22 protein-coding genes and 3 tRNA genes are annotated in these 24,109 nt (G+C 44.8%); 13 read left to right on the top strand and 12 right to left on the bottom strand.

What is annotated here, in order from left to right; translation table 11 throughout:
• The first annotated feature begins 92 nt into the window (after positions 1-92).
• Together ACRRS1_RS19190 and ACRRS1_RS19185 are read left to right on the top strand one after the other, a co-directional pair.
• Positions 93-584, top strand: a complete 492-nt coding sequence (locus ACRRS1_RS19190; protein ID WP_432455914.1) for a molybdopterin-binding oxidoreductase — start codon at positions 93-95, stop codon at positions 582-584.
• An 11-nt stretch (positions 585-595) separates the two neighbouring features.
• Complete coding sequence (locus ACRRS1_RS19185; RefSeq protein WP_432468917.1) at positions 596-2,500, top strand: putative bifunctional diguanylate cyclase/phosphodiesterase; 1,905 nt, start codon at positions 596-598, stop codon at positions 2,498-2,500.
• Between the two features lie 219 nt (positions 2,501-2,719).
• On the opposite strand, the gene ACRRS1_RS19180 is transcribed toward ACRRS1_RS19185, so the two are convergent.
• Entirely contained in the window at positions 2,720-3,034 is a 315-nt protein-coding gene (locus ACRRS1_RS19180; protein WP_432455916.1) for a hypothetical protein, read from the bottom strand.
• 86 nt (positions 3,035-3,120) lie between these two features.
• Positions 3,121-4,143: an EF-P beta-lysylation protein EpmB gene (gene epmB, locus ACRRS1_RS19175; protein ID WP_432463839.1), complete on the bottom strand. Its 1,023-nt coding sequence runs from the start codon at positions 4,141-4,143 to the stop codon at positions 3,121-3,123.
• A gap of 34 nt (positions 4,144-4,177) precedes the next feature.
• Here epmB and efp point away from each other — a divergent pair, with 34 nt between their 5' ends.
• Both efp and ACRRS1_RS19165 read left to right on the top strand, forming a co-directional pair.
• Positions 4,178-4,744: an elongation factor P gene (efp, locus tag ACRRS1_RS19170; RefSeq protein WP_432455918.1), complete on the top strand. Its 567-nt coding sequence runs from the start codon at positions 4,178-4,180 to the stop codon at positions 4,742-4,744.
• A 355-nt stretch (positions 4,745-5,099) separates the two neighbouring features.
• Positions 5,100-5,318, top strand: a complete 219-nt coding sequence (locus tag ACRRS1_RS19165) for a hypothetical protein (protein WP_432455919.1) — start codon at positions 5,100-5,102, stop codon at positions 5,316-5,318.
• Positions 5,319-5,336: 18 nt separating this feature from the next.
• Here ACRRS1_RS19165 and frdD read toward each other — a convergent pair whose 3' ends face one another.
• From frdD to frdA, 4 genes are read right to left on the bottom strand one after another with little or no spacing between them, the layout of a single operon-like run.
• The gene (frdD, locus tag ACRRS1_RS19160) at positions 5,337-5,690 is read right to left on the bottom strand and encodes a fumarate reductase subunit FrdD (RefSeq protein ID WP_432455920.1); all 354 of its coding nucleotides are present in this window, start codon (positions 5,688-5,690) and stop codon (positions 5,337-5,339) included.
• Between the two features lie 9 nt (positions 5,691-5,699).
• Positions 5,700-6,089, bottom strand: coding sequence for a fumarate reductase subunit C (locus ACRRS1_RS19155; RefSeq protein ID WP_432455921.1), 390 nt, complete (start codon positions 6,087-6,089; stop codon positions 5,700-5,702).
• A gap of 2 nt (positions 6,090-6,091) precedes the next feature.
• On the bottom strand, positions 6,092-6,826 hold the full coding sequence (locus ACRRS1_RS19150) for a succinate dehydrogenase/fumarate reductase iron-sulfur subunit (protein WP_432455922.1): 735 nt from the start codon (positions 6,824-6,826) through the stop codon (positions 6,092-6,094).
• 1 nt (position 6,827) lies between these two features.
• Entirely contained in the window at positions 6,828-8,621 is a 1,794-nt protein-coding gene (frdA, locus tag ACRRS1_RS19145) for a fumarate reductase (quinol) flavoprotein subunit (RefSeq protein ID WP_432455923.1), read from the bottom strand.
• A 196-nt stretch (positions 8,622-8,817) separates the two neighbouring features.
• Between frdA and epmA the strand changes: the two genes are divergently transcribed.
• Positions 8,818-9,792 carry an elongation factor P--(R)-beta-lysine ligase gene (gene epmA, locus ACRRS1_RS19140; RefSeq protein ID WP_432455924.1) on the top strand — a complete coding sequence of 325 codons (975 nt, stop codon included), beginning with the start codon at positions 8,818-8,820 and terminating at the stop codon, positions 9,790-9,792.
• Between the two features lie 127 nt (positions 9,793-9,919).
• Positions 9,920-10,267, top strand: a complete 348-nt coding sequence (locus tag ACRRS1_RS19135) for a hypothetical protein (protein WP_432463836.1) — start codon at positions 9,920-9,922, stop codon at positions 10,265-10,267.
• A gap of 91 nt (positions 10,268-10,358) precedes the next feature.
• Here the strand turns inward: ACRRS1_RS19135 and ACRRS1_RS19130 are convergent, their stop codons facing one another.
• The 4 genes from ACRRS1_RS19130 to rsgA all read right to left on the bottom strand — a co-directional run bounded on the left by ACRRS1_RS19130 (position 10,359) and on the right by rsgA (position 17,419).
• Complete coding sequence (locus ACRRS1_RS19130) at positions 10,359-11,762, bottom strand: SLC13 family permease (protein WP_432468918.1); 1,404 nt, start codon at positions 11,760-11,762, stop codon at positions 10,359-10,361.
• 346 nt (positions 11,763-12,108) lie between these two features.
• Positions 12,109-15,396: a miniconductance mechanosensitive channel MscM gene (gene mscM, locus ACRRS1_RS19125; protein WP_432468919.1), complete on the bottom strand. Its 3,288-nt coding sequence runs from the start codon at positions 15,394-15,396 to the stop codon at positions 12,109-12,111.
• A 115-nt stretch (positions 15,397-15,511) separates the two neighbouring features.
• A complete protein-coding gene (gene asd / locus ACRRS1_RS19120) occupies positions 15,512-16,357 on the bottom strand; it encodes an archaetidylserine decarboxylase (protein ID WP_432463834.1) in 846 nt (281 codons plus the stop codon).
• A 12-nt stretch (positions 16,358-16,369) separates the two neighbouring features.
• Positions 16,370-17,419, bottom strand: a complete 1,050-nt coding sequence (gene rsgA / locus ACRRS1_RS19115) for a small ribosomal subunit biogenesis GTPase RsgA (protein ID WP_432455929.1) — start codon at positions 17,417-17,419, stop codon at positions 16,370-16,372.
• A 90-nt stretch (positions 17,420-17,509) separates the two neighbouring features.
• Between rsgA and orn the strand changes: the two genes are divergently transcribed.
• The 4 genes from orn (at position 17,510) to ACRRS1_RS19095 (ending at position 18,759) form a co-directional block, all read left to right on the top strand.
• Positions 17,510-18,064, top strand: a complete 555-nt coding sequence (gene orn / locus ACRRS1_RS19110) for an oligoribonuclease (protein WP_432455930.1) — start codon at positions 17,510-17,512, stop codon at positions 18,062-18,064.
• Between the two features lie 365 nt (positions 18,065-18,429).
• Positions 18,430-18,505, top strand: a tRNA-Gly gene (locus ACRRS1_RS19105).
• Between the two features lie 51 nt (positions 18,506-18,556).
• Positions 18,557-18,632: transfer RNA gene (locus ACRRS1_RS19100), tRNA-Gly, on the top strand.
• A 51-nt stretch (positions 18,633-18,683) separates the two neighbouring features.
• Positions 18,684-18,759: transfer RNA gene (locus tag ACRRS1_RS19095), tRNA-Gly, on the top strand.
• Positions 18,760-18,852: 93 nt separating this feature from the next.
• Here ACRRS1_RS19095 and ppgK read toward each other — a convergent pair.
• Both ppgK and queG read right to left on the bottom strand, forming a co-directional pair.
• Positions 18,853-19,590, bottom strand: a complete 738-nt coding sequence (ppgK, locus tag ACRRS1_RS19090; RefSeq protein ID WP_432463833.1) for a polyphosphate--glucose phosphotransferase — start codon at positions 19,588-19,590, stop codon at positions 18,853-18,855.
• Between the two features lie 58 nt (positions 19,591-19,648).
• Positions 19,649-20,782, bottom strand: coding sequence for a tRNA epoxyqueuosine(34) reductase QueG (queG, locus tag ACRRS1_RS19085; protein WP_432455932.1), 1,134 nt, complete (start codon positions 20,780-20,782; stop codon positions 19,649-19,651).
• Between queG and ACRRS1_RS19080 the strand changes: the two genes are divergently transcribed.
• The 3 genes from ACRRS1_RS19080 to ACRRS1_RS19070 are packed head-to-tail and all read left to right on the top strand — an operon-like array spanning position 20,781 to position 24,109.
• Positions 20,781-22,319, top strand: a complete 1,539-nt coding sequence (locus ACRRS1_RS19080) for an NAD(P)H-hydrate dehydratase (RefSeq protein ID WP_432468920.1) — start codon at positions 20,781-20,783, stop codon at positions 22,317-22,319. The genes queG and ACRRS1_RS19080 overlap by 2 nt on opposite strands.
• On the top strand, positions 22,300-22,770 hold the full coding sequence (tsaE, locus tag ACRRS1_RS19075; RefSeq protein ID WP_432463831.1) for a tRNA (adenosine(37)-N6)-threonylcarbamoyltransferase complex ATPase subunit type 1 TsaE: 471 nt from the start codon (positions 22,300-22,302) through the stop codon (positions 22,768-22,770). Before ACRRS1_RS19080 ends, tsaE begins: the two co-directional genes overlap by 20 nt.
• Positions 22,760-24,109: an N-acetylmuramoyl-L-alanine amidase gene (locus ACRRS1_RS19070; protein WP_432463830.1), complete on the top strand. Its 1,350-nt coding sequence runs from the start codon at positions 22,760-22,762 to the stop codon at positions 24,107-24,109. Before tsaE ends, ACRRS1_RS19070 begins: the two co-directional genes overlap by 11 nt.

The following is a 24,109-nucleotide window of genomic DNA, read 5'->3' as shown; positions in this document are numbered from 1 at the left end:
CAATGGTACGATGACTGCGGCCTGTGTGGATTGTCAGGCTAAAACAGTTCATATTGTAAGCGCATTACCAAGCACGTTAAGGAGGACGAGTTATGCGATATCTGATGGCATTAAGTATGTTGTTGTACTCAGTGATGGTGTCTGCTGATTTAGCCAAACCGAATGGCCCACCGGTATTGACTCTGGCTGGTGCCATTACACAAGGTAACAATCAAGGCGCTGCTGATTTTGACTTAAAGATGTTACAGGACTTACCGCAATACTCTATCGTGACGCGTAATCCTTGGGTTGAAAGTCGTCACCATTATCGAGGCCCTCGAGTGGCGGACATACTTGAGCTTGTTGGCGCGGAGTCGACTCGTTTGATCATGGTTGCTTTAAATGACTATGAGGTGGAAATTGATTTCTCCGATATCAGTCAGTTTGATCCAATCTTAGCTTGGTCTGATAACGAACATCTTATGCGAGTGCGCGAGAAAGGCCCGCTATGGTTAATGTTACCGATTGATCAGCATCCAGAGCTGTTACAAATGCCATATAATGATTTTATGATTTGGCAATTACGCAAAATTATTGTTAAGTGAGTTGCTGACTTGTGAATTGGTTACTTCGATTACCCAAACAGTATAAGAGCTTTTTACTATCATTGGTGATTATGCTGTTTATCGTGAGCGCATTGGTTTGTGTTTACCAGCTACGCCATATTATTCGTTTATTAGAGTCCCCTAAATCAACCACCTCGTGGTCAGTGGTGCAGTTGCAAAGCGAACACCGGCGCTTTATTAGCGCATTGCGGCTTTATCGTTTGGGAGGGATAGAGAAAGATGAGCTGATGTTGCGTTATGACATCCTATGGAGTCGGATCCCTGTGCTTTTGGAAGGTGAGGAAACTGCTGGATTTCAAAGCGATAAAAATGCCACTCAGTTGGTCAGAGAGCTATTTAAAGAGATCCAGCGAATTGAGCCTTTATTGCAAGCCTTTACTCCCGATAATACCAAACTTGGACGCTTGGTGGAGCGCCTGAAGTCTTATTCAACACCTCTCAACTCTCTTGTGAATAAAGAATTTCAACGTAATAGCGAATTTGATTATAAAACGGATATTCGCTTACTGCAGTTGCAATTAATTCTGTCTTTTTCGATTGGTGCTTTACTGATCTGTGGCTCGATCTTGATTATTTGGATTGTTCGAGAGAATCATTTGAATCGCTATTTAGCGAATCATGACATCTTAACGGGTTTGCCTAATCGGGCTGGTTTACGCGAATTTATTACTAGCTTGGAAAACAATCGTCGTGATTACGCCATTATGGTGATGGATTTGAATGGCTTCAAAGGTATTAACGATAGCTATGGCCATCAATACGGCGATCAGATTTTAAATTTGGTCGGGCAGCGTTTACAGGGACAAATGCGCCAGTGTGATTTTGCGGTCCGCTTGGGAGGCGATGAGTTTGCGATTGTGCAAACGCGAGTGCGTTTGCAAGAGGATAGCGCTGGTTTTGCCCAGCGCTTAATTGAAGTAATTGAAAAACCGATGTCTTTAAAAGGGCGAGAATGTTTTGTGGGAACCAGTATCGGCATTAGTTTAGCGCTAGAGAATGACTATGATTGGTTAACGATACTGGGTCAGGCCGATACTGCGATGTATTTGGCAAAGCAGCAGTCGCGTGGGAGTTCTTGGCAGTTTTTTGCAGGGGAGATGCAATTAGCTCAAGAGCGAGAACAATTGTTGCTGAGTCAGCTACGAGAGGCATTGGAGCAGCATCAGCTTTGTTTGTTCTATCAAGCGATCGTTGACTTGTCTAAATTGCAGGTTGTTGGTGCTGAAGTTCAGGTGCGTTGGCAGCACCCAGTCTATGGGATGGTCAAACAAACTGAATTGCTCGAGCTTGCACAAGCCTGTGGTTGTGTGGTGGCTTTAGAGTCATGGGTGCTTCGAGAAGCGACCCAACAGTTGAAACTTTGGCAACATGAGTATAGTGCTAACTTGCAGCTAGCGGTTTCTATTTCATCCAGTACGCTCCATAACGATTTTTTAGTATTGGTGAATAAAGTCTTGGTTGAGAGTCGGATCTTACCCCATCGCTTGATCATCAATATTATCGATAGTAATCAACATATGTTATTGGATAGTGTGGAAGCGATCCGTGAATTACGTCGTATAGGGGTGAGTTTGTCGTTAGACAACTTTGGCAGTGCAGAGTGTCCTCTTGAATTACTGAATCATCTTCCGGTGCAATATTTACGGGGAGCGGAGTCTCTGATGTCTGAGCTTTTAAGCGCTGTCGATGAACAACCATTACTGACCGCGACAGTGTTGTTTGCGAATCGTTTAGGGGTGAAGTTGATCGTATCGGCAGTTGATAATGAACAACATTTAGCCCACCTAAAAGCGATAACCAAAGACGTTTTTGTATTAGGTGCGGCTTTCGCGGATTGGGCACCAGCTGAACGGTTTCAAGCTAACTTAGGTGATGATTTTAGGGCAGACCGTTGAGCCTCGGTCATTGGTTTTACTGTTATGGCTAGTTTATTGAGCTAAAGCCATGCAGATCACATGTAAATTATGGGGCCACTTGTTATAAGTGCGATTTTAAGTGGCCCTAGAACTTCTTGCCTAGGTAAAACTAGCAGTACTGACTTAGCTGATTTCGAGGGGCTGCACATGTAACTTGTTCTGTCTCTAACCATGATGCCCAGAAAAGTGCGAACGGCTCTAATGAGTAAGGAATTTAAATTTTGCAAGTAAGCTATGTAGTTGTTCGAGTTTGGCGACGATGAGTTTAAGCTGAGTCACAAAATGTTCGTCGTCTTCGCATTCTTGTAATAACACTAAGTCACTGGCAAGCTCTTCAACATAAGGTAGAAAATGCCGATGCTGCAGTTTAAATAAACTTTCTTTAAAGAGGGCGCTAAACTTTGCTTTTCCTTGTTCTTGTTGTTGCTTAAGCAGTTCATCTGCATCAATGGCTTTGTGGTAAATATCTTTTAAATTTTGCTGGATCTGTTTAATGAGCTTGGTTTTATCCATGATTTTTATCACTATCTTGGTGTTTAATATAGCTTAGCTTGAAGCACTAAAATGTGCCTATTCAACAAAGCGAGCACTGTTTTTGTTTAATCTAAGCCGATGTCTATCGGTGTTTTACTGGCTTTTCCGGCTTGTTCGCGAGCGAGTCGTGGAACCAAAAATCCAGGCAGTCTTTGATAAAGTTGCTGCATAATAGCAATCGCCTGCGCTTGGTCAACGTCGAAGTGGGCCGCACCCGAGACTTTATCCAATAAAAATAAATAGTAGGGCATGATATGTGCGGCAAATAAGGCTTCGCTTAGCTCACTTAAGACTTGCGCATCGTTGTTCACCCCGTTCAACAATACCGCTTGGTTGAGTAAGCAAATCCCAGCATCGTGCAATTTTAAAAATGCTTGGCTGAGTTCTTGGTTTAGCTCGTTGGGGTGATTAATGTGGCTTACCACGATGCACCTTAAGCGAGAACTTGCAAGTAATGTTACCAATTCATCGGTAATGCGAGAAGGGATCACAACCGGCAAACGACTATGGATCCGTAAACGTTTAAGGTGTGGAATTTGTTCTAGTTGTTTAATTAACCAAGCCAGTTGATGGTCGTTGGCCATTAGCGGATCGCCCCCACTAAAAATGACTTCATTAATTGCGCTATCTTGGCGAATGTATTCAAGTGCCTGTTGCCAACCTGCTTTGTTAGGACTGTTATCTTGATAAGGGAAATGACGGCGAAAGCAATAGCGGCAGTTTATCGCGCAACCACCGCGAACAATAAATAGCACTCGGCTTGTGTATTTATGTAATAGACCGGGAAGCGCGGCTTGATGTTCTCCGAGAGGATCGATGCTAAATCCTGGACTGTCGAGAAACTCATCGCTACAGGGCATAACCTGACGTAGCAGCGGATCCTCTGGATTACCTTTTTGCATCCGTTTCACAAAGTTCAAGGGGACTCGTACCGGGAATAACTTACGTGCAGCGAAGTGTTGCTGGTAATTTTCAGGGTCCAGATCTAAGTATTGCAACAGCTGTTTGGGATCTGTTACTGCATTTGCAAGTTCTTTTTGCCAATTAACCTGCACAGTTGAGTCGTTTCGCGTTATTATTCGCAGCATTGAATTTGAAATAACCTTGTATGTAGAGGACTAAATGGCGTCATATAGTACCAGTGAATTCCGCGGCGGGCTAAAATTAATGCTCGACGGCGAGCCTTATGCAATTTTGGAAAACGAGTTTGTCAAACCCGGTAAAGGGCAGGCGTTTAACCGAGTTAAACTGCGTCGTCTGTTAACCGGAAAAGTATTGGAGAAAACCTTTAAATCAGGTGAGTCGGTGGAAGCCGCCGATGTCATGGATCACGAGCTTGCATTTTTGTACAGCGATGGTGAGTTTTGGCATTTCATGAATAATGATACTTTTGAGCAAGTTGCGGCTGACGAAAAAGCGGTTGGGGATACAGCCAAATGGTTGGTTGAACAAGATCTTTGCGTTATTACGACTTGGAATGAAAACCCTATTGCAGTGACTCCGCCTAATTTTGTGGAGCTTGAAGTCACTGAAACAGATCCTGGCCTTAAAGGCGATACAGCTGGTACTGGCGGCAAACCCGCAACCCTGAGTACGGGTGCCGTGGTGCGAGTTCCTTTGTTTATTCAAATTGGTGAAGTGGTTAAAGTCGACACGCGTAGTGCTGAGTATGTTGGACGAGTGAAATAAGAGCCTTCTTAAGGTTGGATTTAAAGGAGCTTGATGCTCCTTTTTTTTATATTTTTTGTTTCTCTTTAAATATAATGTATTCAATGCTTTAGAAAAAATTTCGGACGGTGTGGTGCTTGCTGCTGATAGCTTATGAACCGCGCACAATTTACCTTGCCTTAAGCGCTGTTAGATGCCCTTCAAAGATAAATACATCTAGTGAAATAAACTGGCTTCTTAGTAGAAAATTATCTTTGCCAGCTGAAAAAATTTGCGAATAAAATATTTTTGATTTAGATCAATTTTGTACTTTGCGTAATTCAGCATTGTCTGCAATGATTAACTCACGGTATTTTAATGATAAAAAGGTTACCTAATGAAAGTTGTGTCTGATTCGTCCATTGGCCATGTGAATAGAAGGTACTCAAATAAAATCAGTTTTGCTAATTACTCGGGTGATTATCCGACCGGAGTATTTGAACAGTTAGCTTGTAAGGAAGCTGAGTTGGATATGCTCAAGCAGCGAGAACGAAAGTTAGCTTTGGAAATTGCCTCTCTTAAAATCAATTGTCAGCGAGATATAAAGGCGGGCTAAATTATTAGCCCGCTTTTTCTACAACAAACCGAGTAGTAATAAGGTTGCACAGACTACCGAGCCAGCAAAAGCCACTCCGTAAAATATCGCCTTAACCAAGTTCCCGGCATGAATACCAAAGTCGTGTAAGGTATGGTAGAGGCGGTGCATACATAGCCATAGTGGTAAACTAATCACAAGCCAAATAACGGCTGCTCCAATCCAGTTTTGTGAAAAGCCGAGTAGTCTTTCATAGGAAAACTGCTCGACTGGGATGATTCCCATTGGAACCAGTATTCCGGTAATTAAAATAGCGATGGGAGTGAACAGAGCTGCAACCATGCCGCCGGCTCCAAACATGCCCCAAAACACTGGTTCGTTTGAACGTTTCATTGTTGTCTCCTATATCAAAACTAAGATTAAACCAATTAAGCTGACGACGGCTAATCCAGCATACAAGCTGGAGATGATCCAGCTGTCGGGTACTCGTTTCTGTCCCAGCCAAAGGTTTGCAGCTTTAGGTGCTAAACTAAACCAAGTCACACTATGGTAGAGCGTCCATACCAGCGTGAGCAGATGAAATGCTAGCCATAAGGGGTGGCTCATGGTGTCCAACCAACCATTGAAGGCTTCGCTGCCTTGGCTTAAGCGAAATAGGCCAAATAACAAGACAAAGCTATAGATAGCGATGACTAAACTGGAGCCTTCACGAATGATGTATTTAGTGTGAAAGGTATTTTTTAGCCACCAGGTCGCGCCCATCTTACGTTCATAAGGTTTACGTTTTGTCATGACTATTCTCCTGGCTTGAACATGGCAATGACATAGTCTTTCGCACTGTCGACTTTACCGAGTTGAATGGCTGCTGCGGGATCGACATCTTTAGGACAAACTTGGGAGCAATAACCCACAAAAGTACATCCCCAAGCGCCTTCTTCAGCGTTTACAATTTTCATCCGTTCAGCTTTACCTGCATCACGACTGTCTTGGTTATAGCGGTGCAATAACGCTAGAGCGGCAGGTCCTGTGAAGGATTTATTCAAACCATATTGAGGGCAGGCGGCATAACATAAACCACAGTTGATACACATCGAGAATTGACGATATTGCGCCACTTGTTTGGGTGACTGATTGTGGCAACCATCTTCAATAGCGCGAGTTTGGTCATTAATAATATAGGGTTTAATGGCTTCAAGTTTCGCGATGAAGTCACTCATATCAACGATTAGGTCGCGCTCGATTGGGAAGTTCGCTAAAGCTTCCAGTTTCATTCCTTTGGGGTAGTCTCGCAAAAAAGTTTTGCAGCCTAACTTTGGAATGCCATTGACCATCATGCCGCAACTACCACAAATAGCCATTCGGCAAGACCAGCGATAGCTAAGGCTTGGGTCCAATTCATCTTTAATATATGCCAAGGCTTCTAATACCGACATTTCCTGAGTATAGGGAACATCATAGCTTTGCCACACGGGTTCGTTATCGGTTTCGGGGCGATACCGAAGAATGTTAATTTTCATCACTTCAGCCATATTAGTTTGCCTCCGTTTTTTTGTTCGCTGCATCTTGGGCATCGGCCGCCGCACCATAAACGCGTTCCGCGGGAGCTGACTTGGTAATTTTCACATCGCTATAGCTAATTTCGGGTGCCATATCGGCACGATATTTCGCGAGGGTATGTTTGAGGTAGTTTTGATCGTCGCGCTGCTCGTATCCGTCGATCCGTTGGTGAGATCCACGACTTTCTTTCCGATTAATTGCAGATATCGCCATTGTTTCAGCTACGTCTAGTAAGTAACCCAGTTCAATGGCATACAGCCATTCGGTATTAAATACTTCACTATCATCCACTAATTGAATATTTTTGTAGCGCTGTTTTAATTCTGCAATTTTATCGATAGTTTGTTGCATGGTTTCTTCGGTGCGGTAAATACCCACTCCCGCTTCCATGGTTCTGCCTAGTTCATTGCGAATATCAGTTGGTTTTTCACTTCCTTGAGTTTGTTTTAGCGCTTGATACTTGGCGAGCGTTTGCTCCGCTTGCACCAGTAAACTGCTGCTGTCGCTATGTTCACTGCTTATTGCATGCTTGGCTGCTTCTTCACCGGCCACCTGGCCAAATACGGTGATTTCGGTCAGAGAGTTTGAGCCCAGACGATTGGCACCGTGTAAACCAACCGAAGAACATTCTCCAGCGGCATAAAGGCCTTTCATGGAGGTTGCACAACGACCGTTGGTTTCAATCCCACCCATGGTGTAATGCACCGTTGGGCGAACCGGGATCGGTTCTTTTACGGGATCAACACCCATATAGGCTTTGGCTAGTTCACAGATAAAGGGGAGGCGCTCGTGCAGGTAAGTTTCGCCTAAGTGAGTGAGATCGAGGTTCACATAGTCGCCATTCGGTCCTTCGATAGTGCGGCCTTTTTGTGCTTCTTGCCAAAAACATTGGCTGAGTCGGTCTCGAGGGCCTAATTCCATATACTTGTTTTTAGGTTCGCCGACAGGTGTTTCTGGCCCTAAACCGTAGTCTTGTAGATAACGATAACCATCTTTATTGGTAAGGATCCCACCTTCGCCGCGACAACCTTCGGTCATTAAGATGCCTGAACCGGGTAAACCAGTTGGGTGATACTGGACAAATTCCATGTCGCGTAGCGGCACGCCATGACGATAGGCTAAGGCCATACCGTCGCCAGTTACAATCCCGCCATTGGTATTGAAACGATAAACTCTGCCAGCACCACCAGTGGCAATGATCACCGATTTTGCCTGGATGAGTTTAGCGACACCTTCAGCGATATCCAATGCAATGACACCTTTCACTTGCCCGTCTTCAACAATTAAGTCGAGCACGAAATGTTCATCGAAACGTTTAATGCTGGGATATTTGGTTGAAGTTTGAAATAAGGTGTGCAGGATATGGAAACCACTTTTATCGGCGGCAAACCAGGTGCGTTCTATTTTCATGCCACCGAAACGTCGTACATTGACGCTCCCATCCGGGCGACGAGACCAAGGACAACCCCAATGTTCCAGTTGGGTGAGCTCTTTAGGGGCTCGTTCAACGAAAAAATCGACGACGTCTTGCTCACATAACCAATCGCCACCAGAGACGGTGTCGTTAAAGTGATTATCGAAACTATCGTGATCCTGAGCAACACCTGCAGCCCCTCCTTCGGCGGCAACTGTATGACTGCGCATTGGATATACTTTAGAAATTAAAGCTACTTGTAATTCGGGGTGTTGCTCGGCAACTTCTATCGCAGCTCTTAAGCCTGCTCCCCCAGCGCCAACAATGGCGACATCGGTTTTGATTACTTCCACGCTTTTCTCCATACGAAATAAGCCTACAGTTGATTGTGAAGCTATTGAGTTTTTGCCGTTTGACTAAAATCAAAAAGTAGCGCTACTTTGGGTGCTCAGTGGAGATAATTTGGCTTTTGCGATATAACTCCCGATTTAGATGCGAAAATGCCAGAAAATGGCGCTCAAAAAATAACTTATTTTAGGAATAGATTGCATGTCTGAAGCTCTTTGGCAACCCTCTGCAAGTGTAGAATTATTAAAACAACGTTCTGAAATTATTAGTAAAATAAGACATTTTTTTTATCAGCGTCAGGTGATGGAAGTGGATACTCCAGCATTGAGTCAAGCCTGTGTGAGTGATATCCATTTACATAGTTTTTGCACCACTTTAAGCGGCCCTGCCGCGCCAAAAACTATGCCTTTATATTTACAAACTTCGCCTGAATTTCATATGAAGCGTCTGCTGGCTGCGGGGAGTGGTTGTATTTATCAAATTGCCAAGGCATTTCGAAATGAAGAAGCTGGGCGCTACCATAACCCTGAATTTACGATGCTGGAGTGGTATCGCGTTGGTTATAACCATTTCGCGTTAATGGATGAAATGGAACAGTTGTTGGAGTTGGTATTAGGCTGTGGTTCTTGTGAGCGCTTAAGCTATCGGCAGGCTTTTGAGCGACACTTAGGTTTTAATCCTCTGGAGGCTGAGCACGCTCAATTTATGGTGGCGGCGAAAGAATTAGGCGTGGCTGACTTGGTGGCTAAAGAACCTGAACGCGATACGATTTTACAGTTGTTGTTTAGTCTCGGCGTAGAGCCTCATATTGCGCAGCAGCGTCCCTGTTTTGTATACCATTTTCCAGCCTCACAAGCTGCCTTAGCTAAAATATCTAGTACTGATCCGCAAGTGGCTGAGCGTTTTGAGCTGTATTACAAGGGGATAGAATTAGCCAATGGTTTTCATGAGTTGACCGACGCCCAAGAACAAGCAGAACGCTTCGCGAACGATCAGGCTTATCGAAAAGTAAATGGCTTAGCTGAAGCTGAGCTTGACCAACGATTTTTAGCGGGCCTAGCAGCTGGTTTGCCAGCTTGTGCTGGTGTCGCTCTGGGCATCGACCGTTTGTTGATGTTAGCGTTTGGGCAAACCCATATCCAGCAGGTGCAAAGCTTTAGTATTGAGCGTGCCTAGTTCAATATACTCATTCACTTAAATTCCCGCTTATCGGTTTAATATTTATTCTGGTAGGTACTTATCTACTTGTTTAAGCGTTTTAGAAGCGTGCAAGTATGCTGTTACATTTCAAAAATGAGCGAGCATGGAACGAGCAGAAATAATCGATTCAGGGTTTTCCACCGCTGATTCTGAATTCCCAGACATTTATATAGTTGAGGGGGATTTAGTCCTGAGATTCAAAGATTGGCAAGAAGTCCAACGTGAAGTTTTCTTTTCTGATGTTGTTGCCTTTAAATGGCAAACGATCGAAACCTTCATCGAAGGCGAAGAATACGATAGAAGCCATTTGATTAAAGATTCATCTTGGCTGGCTGAGCATATAAAGCAAGGTGAAGTCGGAGAGCAAGAAGAGTGCAAACACTTCAAGTTCAATTTTAACGGTAACGGGCAACTAGAGGTAATTTGCAATGGTTTTACGGTCAAAATGTAACAAATCAAAGCGCGCGGACTTGGTAAAGCGGTCACCTTTTTTGTTCCAAAAAGCCGTCAACTTTACCAATCCGTTGTTTGAGGCGTTAATATTACAGGAACAGCATCATTGCGATGTAGAGCAGGCTAAGTCCGGTTGCTCCAATAATCCCGCCAACTTTAATTAGGTCTTTGGTTTCGATAAAGCCAGTTGAGTAGGCTAAAGCATTTGGTGGTGTACTAACCGGAAGCATCATGCCGAGTGAGGCTGATAAGGCGACAATGATTAGCAGTGTTGTAATACCAGCGTCGCCGTCTAATCCGTTTAAGCTGGTGGCTACTGCTGCAGCAATGGGCATGATTAAGTTTGCTGTCGCGGTATTTGACATGAAGTTGGCCATGACCACACAAATGAGTGATAACACCACAATCACCGCTAAGGTTGGCAAACTCGTGAAGTCGATAGAGGTGGCGATTTTGGATGCTAAACCACTTTTTTCCAAGGCCATTCCCATGGCGATACCGCCTGCAACCAGCCATAAGACATCCCAGTTGAACAGTTTCAAATCTTCTTTACCGATCACACCGGTGAGGGTAAATATTGCGAGTGGGATAATCGCGACCACATAACTATTCATGCCATGCCAAGCGGTGCTTAACCATAATAAAATGGTCAGAGCAAAGGTACTATAAACAATATAAGCGCGAGCACTGCGTTGAAAACAACCGCTTAGCTTGAGTTCTAATATCCCTGTTTTAGAAGGATAAAGTTTACATAAGATGACCCAGGCAATTGCCAGCTGGATCACCACAAAAGGAATGCCAAAGGCCATCCAAGATGCAAATGTGATTTGCCCTTCAGGAATATATTGTAGGGCGATGGCATTGGGTGGTGTGCCAATGGGGGTGCCTATTCCCCCCGTATTAGCGGCAACAGGAATGGCTAGAACCAAGCCTTTCATCCCTAAGTCGGTACGTGGCGCTGTGGCAATGATAGGCCCCACAATCGCAAGCATCATTACCGTAGTGGCAGTATTGCTCATGAACATACTGAAGACTGCAGTGATTAACATAATCCCAAGCATTATCATAGGGATCCGCTTACCAAAGGGTTTCAGTAGTACTCGAGCGAGGTTGTTATCTAGCTCAAACTTTGAGGCGGCGATAGCGAGCGAAAATCCGCCCATAAATAACATGATTATGGGCGAAGAAAAAGCGCCAAAAATGCTTGTGTAGGGCAATAAATCACCCATGGGGCTTGGGCCTGTATCGGTAATGAAGGCACTGACCCCCTGATTGGAGATCAACACTAATTCTAGTGTAATAATTAGAAGTGAAGTGGCAAATACTGGCACCGGTTCAAAAATCCATAATAAGGCTGCTAGCACGAATATGGCGATGATACGGTGTTGAACCACGGTGAGTTCAGGTAGTGGGATCAGGCTCGTGGGGAGCGCTAAAATAATGAGTGGGATGATGAAACAAACAACAAGCTTTATATTTTTAGATGAGGTCATACTTTATATATCTCTCGGGGCCGTTGATCTTTTAGGTCAATTTTTGTTCGAGATAAAAGCGTCTTATTTGAAATGACAGGTATATTTACTTAGCGAGCTAAGTGAACACCTCTCAATCTTCCTTATTTAAGTGAAGATCTCAAACGCTTTTGGCCGAACCCTTCGGGTAGCGCTTATTGCTCATATATACTGCGTTCTTCTGCGATTCATTCTGGTGCTTATTGGCATCGGTCGGTCTTGTTAAAATGAGTAAGCTACGGCTGAAAAAACAACCAGTAAAGGTTAATCGACCCGAGAATAATCGAGTGTCAGAAGCCATGAACAGCATCTACATTACCCAAACAACCTATGGCTTATTGAGAGATACATCTAATTGTGGGTAGGCGATATCGATGTTATTTGTCGTAAACTTGTCGTTGATCAAAGTGTAAAACTCGTGAGCCATTGGTAAACGATAACGCATCTCACTTACGTAGACTCGCATCTCATATTTCATTCCATGATCTGTATACTCGGTAAAGTGAACTTCGGGAGCTGGGTTAGCCAGTACCAGACTATTATGATTGACTGCGTCTTGTAATAGCTGAGTAACTAATTGATTATCGCTACCTTGTTTGACTTGCACCGTTAATACCACGCGGGTGATGGGATCGGTGAGTGACCAGTTAACAAATTGCTCGGTAATGAATGCCTTATTTGGAACGATAATTTCCTTTCTGTCCCAATCAACAATGGTTGTTGCGCGAGTTTCAATATTTGAAATATTCCCTGTGAGTTCACGAATGGTGACGGTATCACCGATGCGGATTGGTTTTTCAAATAAGATGATTAAACCAGATATAAAATTGGCAAAGATTTCTTGTAAACCAAAACCTAAGCCAACGGTTAGTGCGGCCACTAACCATTGTAGTTTCGCCCATTCGATGCCTAATAATCCAAATCCAGTGAAAATACTGAATAGAATGACTAAGTAATTGATCACGGTGGTAATGGCGAAGCCAGTTCCGGGGCTGAGCGATAAATGCTGTAATACCATGAGCTCTAGTAGGCCAGGCAAGTTGCGAATTAATAGAGTTGCAAATAAAAATACTAATAAGGCGGAGCCTAACGAACGTAGCGTGATCGGGTCAACCATCGCTACGCCCGCACGACTGGTATTGCTTTCCCATAGGGTGATGTTATCTAAAAACGAAAAGGCACTGGTCATTTCAGACCAACTCCACAGCAACACTAAAATCAAGGCGAGTAATAGTACCGCCCGTAATAGGCCTAAGGATTGTGCGCTAATTGTATCTAAGTCGATTTCTGGCTCTTCAATGGCATCGAATGCGCCTTCATTCGATAGCTGCAGGTTTTCGTCTTCACCCTGGTCCGCTAGGCGTTGTGCGATCATCTCTGCGCGGCGAGCTTTGGCACGTTCGAAGGCAATTCTGCGACGCTGTAATAACATCCAGCGATGACTCAGGAAATAGGCTAGAAGGAACACACTGGCGATAATAGTACTCACAAGGACTTGCCAATAGACGGTATATGCAGTGGCAAAAAAACCAGCCGCTGCAGCGAATGCGGCGAGTAAGGGAATACTTATGACGGCTCCCCAAATTAGCCTCTGAGCTAATTGTGGCGCCTTAAAAATATCTAAACGGTAGTTGACGGGTAACTTGATGCGATAGAGTCGATGAAAGCCATAAGCAAGCCAAATGAGTAGACTGATGAAAGCTAGGCGAGCCAAGGCGCTATAAGCGGGTTGGCTGGTTTGCACGATACACAGTTTTAGCACAAATATGAGCGGTAAACTGATATAGGTCACATGACGGATCAGGTTTATCGCTTGGCTGATGTTGACCAGTGGCCACTTAAAGTGGGTATTAAGTAAGCCATTCTTTTGGCAAAATTGTTGCACCAGATGGAATAACCAAAGCGTCGTAGCAACGCTCATTAAGCCTTTACCAAAATCACGAGCAAAGGCATATTGCCAGTCATAGCTTAAAGCAAAGCCGACACTCCCAATCAATAGAGCGAGAGGCGTGGCAACGGCGGCGCTTAACAGCATATTACTGAGGGTGTAGGCAAATTTATCCCGAGTAATATTGCCGGTTTTTGAGTCGATGCGTTGCAGGTAACCTTTTAGCCAATGCTTTTTCAAATAGGCCACATAGACTGCGCTGGCAGCTAATGTGCTTAACCAAATTAGCCATAGCCAAGACAATTGTTGTATTGCCTGAACCACTTGCATGCGTTGCTGGGGATGAAGTAACCATAAAACCGCATCTCGCAGCTCGGTAAAAAAACTAAGATCGATGGCTTTGACATCCGCGGTCCAAAACAGTTCTTGGTTAGCTTCTTGGTGAATGGTACTCAGTTCATCATTGAGGCGGGAATAATCGAGTTTTAAACGAGCGAGTTCAAATAGGCGAGTGTCTAATTCTAAGAGATACTTGTCGGATAGCTGTTGATTTAGACGAAGCTGTTGATTAACCACGTCTTGTAGGGAAGGGCTCAACTGCGCTAATACCTTTTGTCGTTCGCTTACCTCTGCTTGATTTCGTTGGCTATACAAGACATTTTGTTGGCGGTGTTTGTTGATCCGCACGTCTACGATTTGTTGCTCTATGGGCGCGAGTGTCTTTGGCTTGGGTAAGCGGGCGATTTGCTCGCGTAAATATTCTCCGTAGGAACGGGTAACTTTTAACCACGAGACTTGTTCTTTGAAGTTGGCGAAGGTGAGCTTGATATGTTCTAACTCATCATTCACGGCTTGTTGTTGCTGAGCAATTTGTTCGCCTTGCTCGAATAGTGCGGCCAGTTGGGCTTGAAGGTTTTGGTTTTGTGCGACTAAGTCTTTTACATAAACCTGTTTGAGCAGTTCAGGTGCTTCAAAAGCTAATTGGGCGGAGAGACGCTTGGTTTCTGCACGATGCCCGATAGCCATTTGGTTCTTGAGCTGTTCTACTAAGCGTTTTTCGGCTACCTGTTTACGTTGCGCTAGAGTAATTTCAAGTTGCAACAATTCATTGCGGTGATTGGCACTTTGCGCTGCTAATTCAAGCATTGCCAGTTGGGCAGTTAAACTGGCCTCGGTAACTTGCGCTTTGACTCGTTGTGCTTCTTCAATGTCACTGAGTACACCAAATTGAAGTTTTTCTAACTTGTTGCGTACGTTCGTAAGCTGTTGTTTCAGAGGTCCACTACGCTGGTGATTCTCACTGACGTCTAAATCTATTCGATACTGATTTTGTTTTAGTTCGTCTATCCGAGTATTTGTTTGGTTGAGTTTATTCTGCCATTGACTTAATTGTTGGTTAATCTGGTTATTATCTAATATCGTTAAGTCGAGTTCGGGCGCTTGATAGTGGTTGAGTTGATTTTGCAGCGCTGACCGTAGGCTTGAAAAATTGTTGATCACATCGCGATATCGCTTGGCCTGTTCGCGATAGCTGTCTCCCTCATGCAATAGGGCTAAGGATTCTTCGTATATGAGTTGTTGCTGTTGCTTATTGAGGTTATTTGGCTGAACGTCTATCGAGTTAATCAGTCCTTGCAGTTGAGTATCACCACCAATATTTGCACTCACGTTAACGCTGAATAATAGTATCGATAGGATGAGCCTGCGAGTGACAACAGTTAGATTCATTTTTGGTCGCCAAGATTAAAGCAAGTGAACTTGCATTAAGTTTTTAATCAGAATAAATAATGGGATAAAGCCAAAATATGCGGGATGACTGGTCAAACATATTTTGGCTTCAATTTTAGGCTTTGGAGGCGAAATGGCGCCCCATGACCGTTGGTATACTTTCTGCCAGTGATGATTCAAATTCGATGGCGTCTTTAGCGAACAACATGACGACCGTCGAACCCAGCTTAAATCGTCCCATTTCGTCGCCTTTAGCGAAGTGAAGGTCTTGGTAATCCCAACTAAAAACTTGCTTGCCGCGAGGTGGGGTGACGGTTCCCGACCAAACGGTTTCTATGCTGGCAACAATGGTTGCTCCAACTAAGACCATCGCCATCGGGCCAAATTCGGTGTCAAAAATTGCGACCACTCGCTCGTTACGGGCGAATAAATTGGGCACATTGGCGGCAGTTAGCGGGTTGACTGAGAATAACTGACCAGGGACGTAGATCATACTTCTCAGTTTGCCATCGCAGGGCATGTGAATACGATGATAATCTTTTGGTGCGAGGTAAATGGTTGCAAAATCACCATCAGAAAATTCTTCCGCTAAGGCTTTATTTCCGCCAAGTAGTTCGCAGGCACTATAGTCATGACCCTTCGCTTGAATAATTCGGCCATGCTGAATTGGCCCGAGTTGACTCACTGCACCATCGACTGGATGTGCAAGGTTTTGCGCTCCATCTACAATGGGACGAGCGTCAGGTTTTAGCGGGCGAGTAAAAAAGGCATTAAAACTTGGATAGCTAGCGGGATCGGGGTTTAAGGCGTCTTGCATATCAACTTGATAGCGACTAATAAATTTTTTAATCAGCCAATGACTAAATTTGCCAGCTTCAGCTTGAGCCAACTTGCCGACTAGACGTGACAATCCATGTTGTGGGAAGCAGTATTGGGCGGCAACTTTAATTTTATCTAACACTCTGAGTTCTCGTTATTGATTGAATTTGTTTCCGGGAATGGTTCGAGGCGGCTTATTATTTTCCATTGTTTCTAATAAACGTAGGTAACTGTCAAAGCGCTGTTGTTTGATCTTGCCTGATTCTATGGCTTCTTGTATAGCGCAACCGGGATCTCCTTGGTGCTTACAGTCTCGAAAACGACATTGATTTAACCATTGACGAAATTCGATGAATCCCCATGCCACTCGTTCTTTTTCTAAATGCCACAGTTGAAATTCGCGAACTCCCGGAGAATCGATGAGTCTTCCTCCGCAGTTTAAGTGATACAAACGCGCGGTCGTGGTGGTGTGTTGACCCAAGCCAGACTGTTCGGATACTTCTTTGGTATCAATACTTTGTTCAGGTAGTAAACTATTTACTAAAGAACTTTTACCGACGCCAGACTGGCCCACAAAAATACTAGTTTTGTTGACCAAATGTTGGGCTAGCTCTTGTAAGCCTTGTTCTTGCTTGGTACTGGCATAAATTATTTTGTAACCTAAGTGCCGATAGTTCTCGAGTTGCGTATGGATGATTTTTTGTTGCTCGGGATCTAATAAATCTATCTTGTTCAGTAAAATAACGGGTTCTAAACCGACATCTTCTACCGCGACAAGGTAACGGTCGACGATATTCGTTGAAAATTCAGGTAGTACCGCGGAGACGATGACGACTTGATCGATATTGGACGCAATGGCTTTGATACCGTCGTAAAAATCAGGTCGGGTGAGTACCGAGCGTCGTTCGTGGCGGGCTTCAATGACCCCTCGAATACCAGACTGTTCTTCGTTTCCGGCGCGCCATACGACTTCATCACCAGTTACCAGAGAATCAATTGAGCGGCGCATATTACAACGAAAGATTTCTCCGTCGTTGGCCTCCACATCGGCATGTTGACCGAAGCGGCTGATGATCGTTCCTTCTTGTTGAGAGCCTAATTGCTCATCTAACCATTGGTGATTATCTTCTTTTTTTAAGCGCTTTTGTTGGTTACTTCGTACACGTCGAAGTTGTCCTTGGCTCAGTTTCTTTCTCTTGGTCACGAAAACTGCTATTCAAGTAAGGGTAATAAATCGCTATGATACCGCTTAACAAAGCTTTGCGGAAAATATTTCCAAATATAATGGGGCAACATGACTGTTAGTGAACAGAATTTAATTTGGGTGGACATGGAGATGACTGGTCTCGAGCCCATGAATGATCGTGTCTTGGAGATTGCGAGTATTGTGACCGATGCTCAATTAAATATCCTTGCCGAAGGGCCAGTGATAGCTGTTTACCAATCTGACGCGGTACTGGCGGGGATGGACGAATGGTGCACTAATACTCACAATGGCTCCGGTTTGGTTAAACGAGTTCGAGCTAGCACGATTGATGAACAGCAAGCTGCCTTGCAAACCATCGATTTTATTAAACAATGGGTGCCTCAGGGGGTATCCCCGATGTGCGGTAATAGTATCGGTCAGGATCGCCGTTTTATGCATCACTATTTACCAGAACTCGAAAAGTTTTTTCATTATCGCAACATTGATGTGAGTACGGTCAAAGAATTAGCTCGTCGTTGGCGACCTGAGATTTTAGATGGTTTTAGCAAAAGTGGCACCCACTTAGCCTTAGATGATATTCGCGAATCGATTGCTGAAATGCGTCATTATCAAAAAACTTTCTTCAAGCTGGGCGAAAACTAAGCAAACAGTTGCTTCGGGCTGTTTTTTTACCGAGGAACTATTGCAAAGGCGAATTTTCCTCGTATAATTCGCAGCCCTGAAAGACATGAACTGTTTCGGTTCACGTTTTTATGTAGGCAGCACTAGCTCAGTGTGGGAATAAAGAGTAGCGCAACCTTGGTTGAATACTCACTCATATTAAATAGTGATAAAGATTTAAGCGGCACTAGCTCAGTGTGGGAATAAAGAGTAGCGCAACCTTGGTTGAACACTCTCTCATATTAAATAGTGATAAAGATTTAAGCGGCACTAGCTCAGTGTGGGAATAAAGAGTAGCGCAACCTTGGTTGAATACTCACTCATGTTAAATAGTGATAAAGATTTAAGCGGCACTAGCTCAGTTGGTAGAGCGCAACCTTGCCAAGGTTGAGGTCATCGGTTCGAACCCGATGTGCCGCTCCAATTTAAAGTTTTAGTTATTTACAGATAATTGAAGCGGTAAGAAAGATTTAAGCGGCACTAGCTCAGTTGGTAGAGCGCAACCTTGCCAAGGTTGAGGTCATCGGTTCGAACCCGATGTGCCGCTCCAATTTAAAGTTTTAGTTATTTACAGATAATTGAAGCGGTAAGAAAGATTTAAGCGGCACTAGCTCAGTTGGTAGAGCGCAACCTTGCCAAGGTTGAGGTCATCGGTTCGAACCCGATGTGCCGCTCCAAATGAAAGCCCTGCATCGATGATGTGGGGCTTTTTTATGTCCTGAGTAAAACGGCTTCTGTTGTTCAGCTAACGTCGGTTTCAGTCTTGTTTGCTACTGTTGATGCAGAGCATACATTGCAGCTCCTACAATCCCCGCCTGATTGAGTCCTTGGGCCGGTAATACTTCCGCTTTTACCGTGAGTTGAGCCGAATATTTTTCAAATTTCTTACTGGCCCCTCCACCAATAATGAAGCAATCGGGAGACATTAAAAATGCTAAGCGTTGTAAATATAGGTCGAAGCGCTTTCCCCATTTTTTCCAGCTCAAATCTTCGGTCTCACGCACTCGTGCACTGATGTAATGTTCAGCGACTTGATGATTGAGAATGAGGTGACCCAATTCAGTATTTGGGAGTAACTGACCATTGACAAAGACCGCACTACCAATGCCGGTGCCTACCGTTACGACTAGTACGACACCGCGGTGTTGAATCCCAGCACCAAAGGCCATTTCAGCCATACCAGCTGCATCCGCGTCGTTGAGTACATAGCAGGGGCAATCGGTATATTCAGTAAATAGCGACTCAACATTGGTGCCAATCCAGCTCTGGTCGATGTTTGATGCCGTTTGGGCGACGCCGTGATGCACGGTGGCGGGAAAGCCACAACCAATGGGTCCTTGCCAATTAAAAAAAGCTACCATTTGTTTCATGCAAGCAGCAACGGCTTGAGGTGTGGCTGGTTGCGGTGTGGTGATTCGGTGTCGTTGGCTAATTAACTGTCCAGTTTTTGAATCTACGATGGCGGCTTTAATGCCTGTGCCACCAATATCTACGCCAAGTATATGCATGAGTTGCTTCCATTCTATGGGTTACAAAAAGTGTAACAGAAGTTGCATAAGCGAAACATCAGGCATCACGAGATAATCCTTTCTCTACAATACGGATCAATCTGGCCGTTTTGCGGGAGGCTTGGGCAGCCCTGTTTTGTTGTTGTTTGATGGCCCAGTCGATATGTTGTTGTACTTGCTCGGTGACGCCTTGTTTATTTTGTAGTTGTTGCAATATTTGCTCGGAGTAAGGCGCGTTACCTAATGCAATTGCAATGTTACGTAGCCATTGTTGATGGCCGATGCGTCGAATGGCAGAGCCTTCAGTTTTGCTTAAGAATTCCGCTTCAGTCCATGCGAATAGAGCTAAGAGGTCTGGTTGGTTGAGTTGTTCCCGCTTGGCAAAGTCTGGTTCTTGGCTTAGCTGAGCATAGCGATTCCAAGGACATGCCAGCTGGCAGTCGTCGCAGCCATAAATTCGATTGCCCATAAGAGGGCGCAAGTCTTCATCGATCACGCCGTCATATTCGATGGTGAGATAAGATATACAGCGCCGAGCATCAACTTGATAGGGCGCGACGATGGCCTGAGTTGGACAGATGGTTAAGCAAGCCACACAATCACCACACTGATGTTCAACCGCCTGGTCGCAAGGCAGGGGGAGGTTGATAAACAGTTCTCCCAAAAAAAACCAAGAACCAGCATCCTGATTAATGAGTAAGCTATGCTTGCCGGTCCAACCTAAACCCGCTTTGGTGGCGAGTTGACGTTCTAGAACTGGGGCTGAGTCGACAAAGGGACGCATGTTTAGCTCACTATCGCAATATTGGCTAATGGCCTTGCCCAGCTGATTGAGTCGTTTACGCATTAATTTATGATAATCTCGGCCTAAAGCATAACGGCTGATATAGGCTTGTTCGGTATGGTTTAAACTTTGGGCAAATTGGGCGTGTTCAGGCAAATAATCCATACGAACTGAAATGATGCGCATAGTGCCTTCATGCAATAACTCAGGATGCTTGCGAAGCTCGACATTGCGCGCTAAATAATCCATCTCGCCGTGGTAGCCTTTTTCTAACCAGCGTTCCAGCTGTTGATGATGTTGACTAAGATCCACATCTGTAATGCCAATTTGCTGAAAACCTAGCGATTTAGCAGTGAGCTTGATATGTTGAACCAGCTGATTCAGGTCTATTTCGGATGGTAGGGGCATGGGGCAAAAGCACGGTTTATTTACCGCAAGTTTACCACAAAGTTTGTGGTCAGCCGAAGCGGTGAAAGCTCAAGAAGCAGTATTGGCCATAAAACAAGGGCTTAGTTTGTTCACGCTGATGGAGCGTGCAGGGCAAGCAGCTTTTGCATTTCTGCAACATCGTTGGCCCAATGCACGGCGTTTATTGGTATTTGCTGGTGGCGGTAATAATGGTGGGGATGCCTATGTATTAGCGCGACTCGCGAAGCAAGCCCATTTACAAATTCAATTGATTGAACTTGGTTTGGCCGAACGCTTGCCTGAAGAGGCCCGATTGGCTCGACAGGCATGGTTAGCGGTCGGTGGAACGCTCGACTCTATGGCGGCCTTTGAGGGCCCATGTGATGTGATTGTTGATGGTATATTCGGAACTGGGCTTGCCGGTGAAATACGTGAACCTATTGCAGGCTTGCTGACGAAGATTAACCAATTATCTGCACCAGTGTTAGCCTTAGATCTTCCTTCCGGTTTGTGTGCTAATACAGGGCGTATTTTTGGCGTTGCACTCAAAGCTAGCGCAACGATTAGTTTCGTTGGTTTAAAACAGGGCTTATTTACCGGCCAATCTGCTGATTATGTGGGAGATTTGGTGTTCGCTGGATTGGGGATTGGAGATGATTTTTCCCAAATGAATCGCAGTCGAGTGGAACGAAATTTACCCGCTCCATTGTGGACTTTATTAGCGAAACGCAGTCGCGTGGCACACAAAGGCCAATGTGGTCGCTTAGCTCTGCTGGGGGGGAACCTCGGTATGCCGGGGGCAATCCGTTTGGCTGCAGAAGCAAGTTTGCGCACTGGTGCAGGTTTGGTCAATGTGCTCACTAAACCAGAACATCTTGCGTTGATGTTGGCGGGGCGACCCGAATTGATGGTGATGGGCGTTGAGCTTGAACAGAGGTTATTACTGAAAGATTTATTAGCCAAAGCAAATAGCTTGGTCGTTGGACCGGGCCTCGCGCAAGATCGTTGGGCTGGTTTTCTATGGACAGAAGCCTTGGCTCGGAAATGCAATTTATTGGTTGATGCAGATGCTTTAAATTTGTTAGCACAGCAGCCTGAAAGGCGGGACAACTGGGTACTTACACCACATCCAGGCGAGGCGGCGCGCTTGCTGCAGTGTTCCGTGTTGGAGGTTGAACAAGATAGGATTGCTGCAGCACTGAAGATCCAGCAGCGCTTTGGCGGCGTTTGTGTTCTTAAAGGTGCTGGTACTATTATTGCGGGTGATGGTAAGAAGGTAAAAATATCGACCTTCGGTAATCCGGGAATGGCATCGGGGGGGATGGGAGACGTATTGTCTGGTATCATCGGCGGTCTGATTGCGCAATTGAGTGGGCAGTATGGTTTATTTGATATTGCCTGCCTTGGCGTTAGTATTCATGGCATGGCGGCAGACTTCGTTGCGGAGCAAGGTGAAAGAGGCATGTTAGCCTCCGATTTGATGCCTTATATAAGACAACTGGTGAATCCAAATAGTAATGAAAATCTGGCAAACTGAATTAAATGACGCACAAGCGACGGTTGCTTTAGGTGTCCGCCTCGCGAAAGCTTGTGAGCAAGCCTTGGTGATTTATCTGGCGGGTGATCTTGGCGCAGGTAAAACAACACTCACGCGAGGCTTTGTCCAAGGTAAAGGGCATCAAGGTAAGGTAAAAAGTCCAACTTACACTCTGGTTGAGCCTTATCAACTGGGTGAGTGGCGAGTCAACCATTTCGATTTATATCGCTTAGCCGATCCAGAGGAGCTAGAATTTATAGGGATCCGCGATTATTTTGGTGAAGATTGTTTATGTATCGTTGAGTGGCCAGAGAAAGGGCTTGGTTTTTTACCCGAGCCAGATTTGCTAGTTGAGTTGGCATATCAGGGGGAGCAGCGTTGCGCCCAAGTGAAGGCCCTCAGTGTTCAAGGAGAGAGTATCGTGGAGCAGTTGAGTCAAGATGCGGTTTAATGTTTTGTCTGGTCGCTGGTTGTGGCTCAGTCTCTATTTAGTGAGTTGCTTGGCCTACGCAGGTAGCTCCGTCTCGGGGGTTAGGGTATGGAGTGGTCCAGATAATACTCGGATCGTGCTCGACCTTTCAGCCGCACCTGAGTTTAGCTACTTTAATTTAAAAAAGCCGGATCGTTTGGTGCTTGATTTAAAGAATAGCCAAATGAAGGTTGAACTGAGCAAAGTCGATATCTCTGGTCGATTGGTTAAAAAAGTTCGAGCGAGTACCCCTAAAGAAAAGGACGCTTATCGGCTGGTTGTTGAGCTGAATCAGCCAGTTACGCCAGTGGTATTTGCGCTTAAACCAACGGGTAATTATGGCCATCGCTTAGTGATTGATTTACCTGACAAGGTAGGTTCCGCGGCCACAAAAAAGAAACAACAGCAGATCTCGAAAACTAAAACTCAGCAGCAGTTGGAAGGGAATCGAGACATTATCATTGCGATTGATGCTGGCCATGGTGGCGAAGATCCTGGGGCGATTGGTCGCCGTAAAACTTATGAAAAAAGTGTCACTTTAGCCATTGCTAAGCGAGTACAGCGTTTAATTGATAAAGAGTCGGGATTGAAGGGCGTGTTAATTCGCCAAGGGGACTACTTCGTTAATTTAAATAAACGTTCGCAAATCGCACGTAAGAGTAAAGCTGATTTTCTGGTCTCTATTCATGCCGACGGCTTTACTTCTTCGCAGCCTAAGGGGGCTTCGGTATGGGTCGTATCTACTCGCCGTGCAAAGAGTGAGGTAGGCAGACATCTGGAAGATCACGAAGCAGAATCAGACTTATTGGGAGGGGTTGGTGAGTTAATGAGTAATACTGACAATGATGCGCATCTCAACTTTGCCCTGATTGACATGCAAATGGATTATTCGATGAATACCGCTTATCAAGTGGCAACACAGGTCTTAAGCCAACTCGGTAAGGTCACTACTTTACATAAGAAAAAGCCAGAACATGCGAGTTTGGCGGTGTTAAAATCGCCCGACATTCCATCGATTTTGGTTGAAGCTGGTTTTATTACGAATCACAAAGAAGAGAACTTATTGCGCTCTGGTAACCATCAACAAAAACTTGCTAAGGCCATTGTATCTGGGATTAAAAAGTATTATCAGATGAAACCTTTATCTGGAACTTTGTACGCGAAAACCTATGGTGTAAAAAAGCACACGGTTAAAAAAGGTGAATCTTTGTCGGTATTAGCCTCTCGTTATAAGACTAGCGTCGCCGGTTTAAAAAAAGCCAATAAGTTATCTTCAAATACGCTCAAAATTGGTCAGGTTTTGACCATTCCTAATAGTTGA

Origin of the sequence: Agarivorans sp. Z349TD_8 (genome assembly GCF_050870825.2) — a bacterium.
In the GTDB taxonomy this organism is placed as follows: Bacteria; Pseudomonadota; Gammaproteobacteria; order Enterobacterales; family Celerinatantimonadaceae; genus Agarivorans.
Note: the sequence above shows the minus strand (reverse complement) of the source record. Positions and strands in the feature narration are given on the sequence as shown.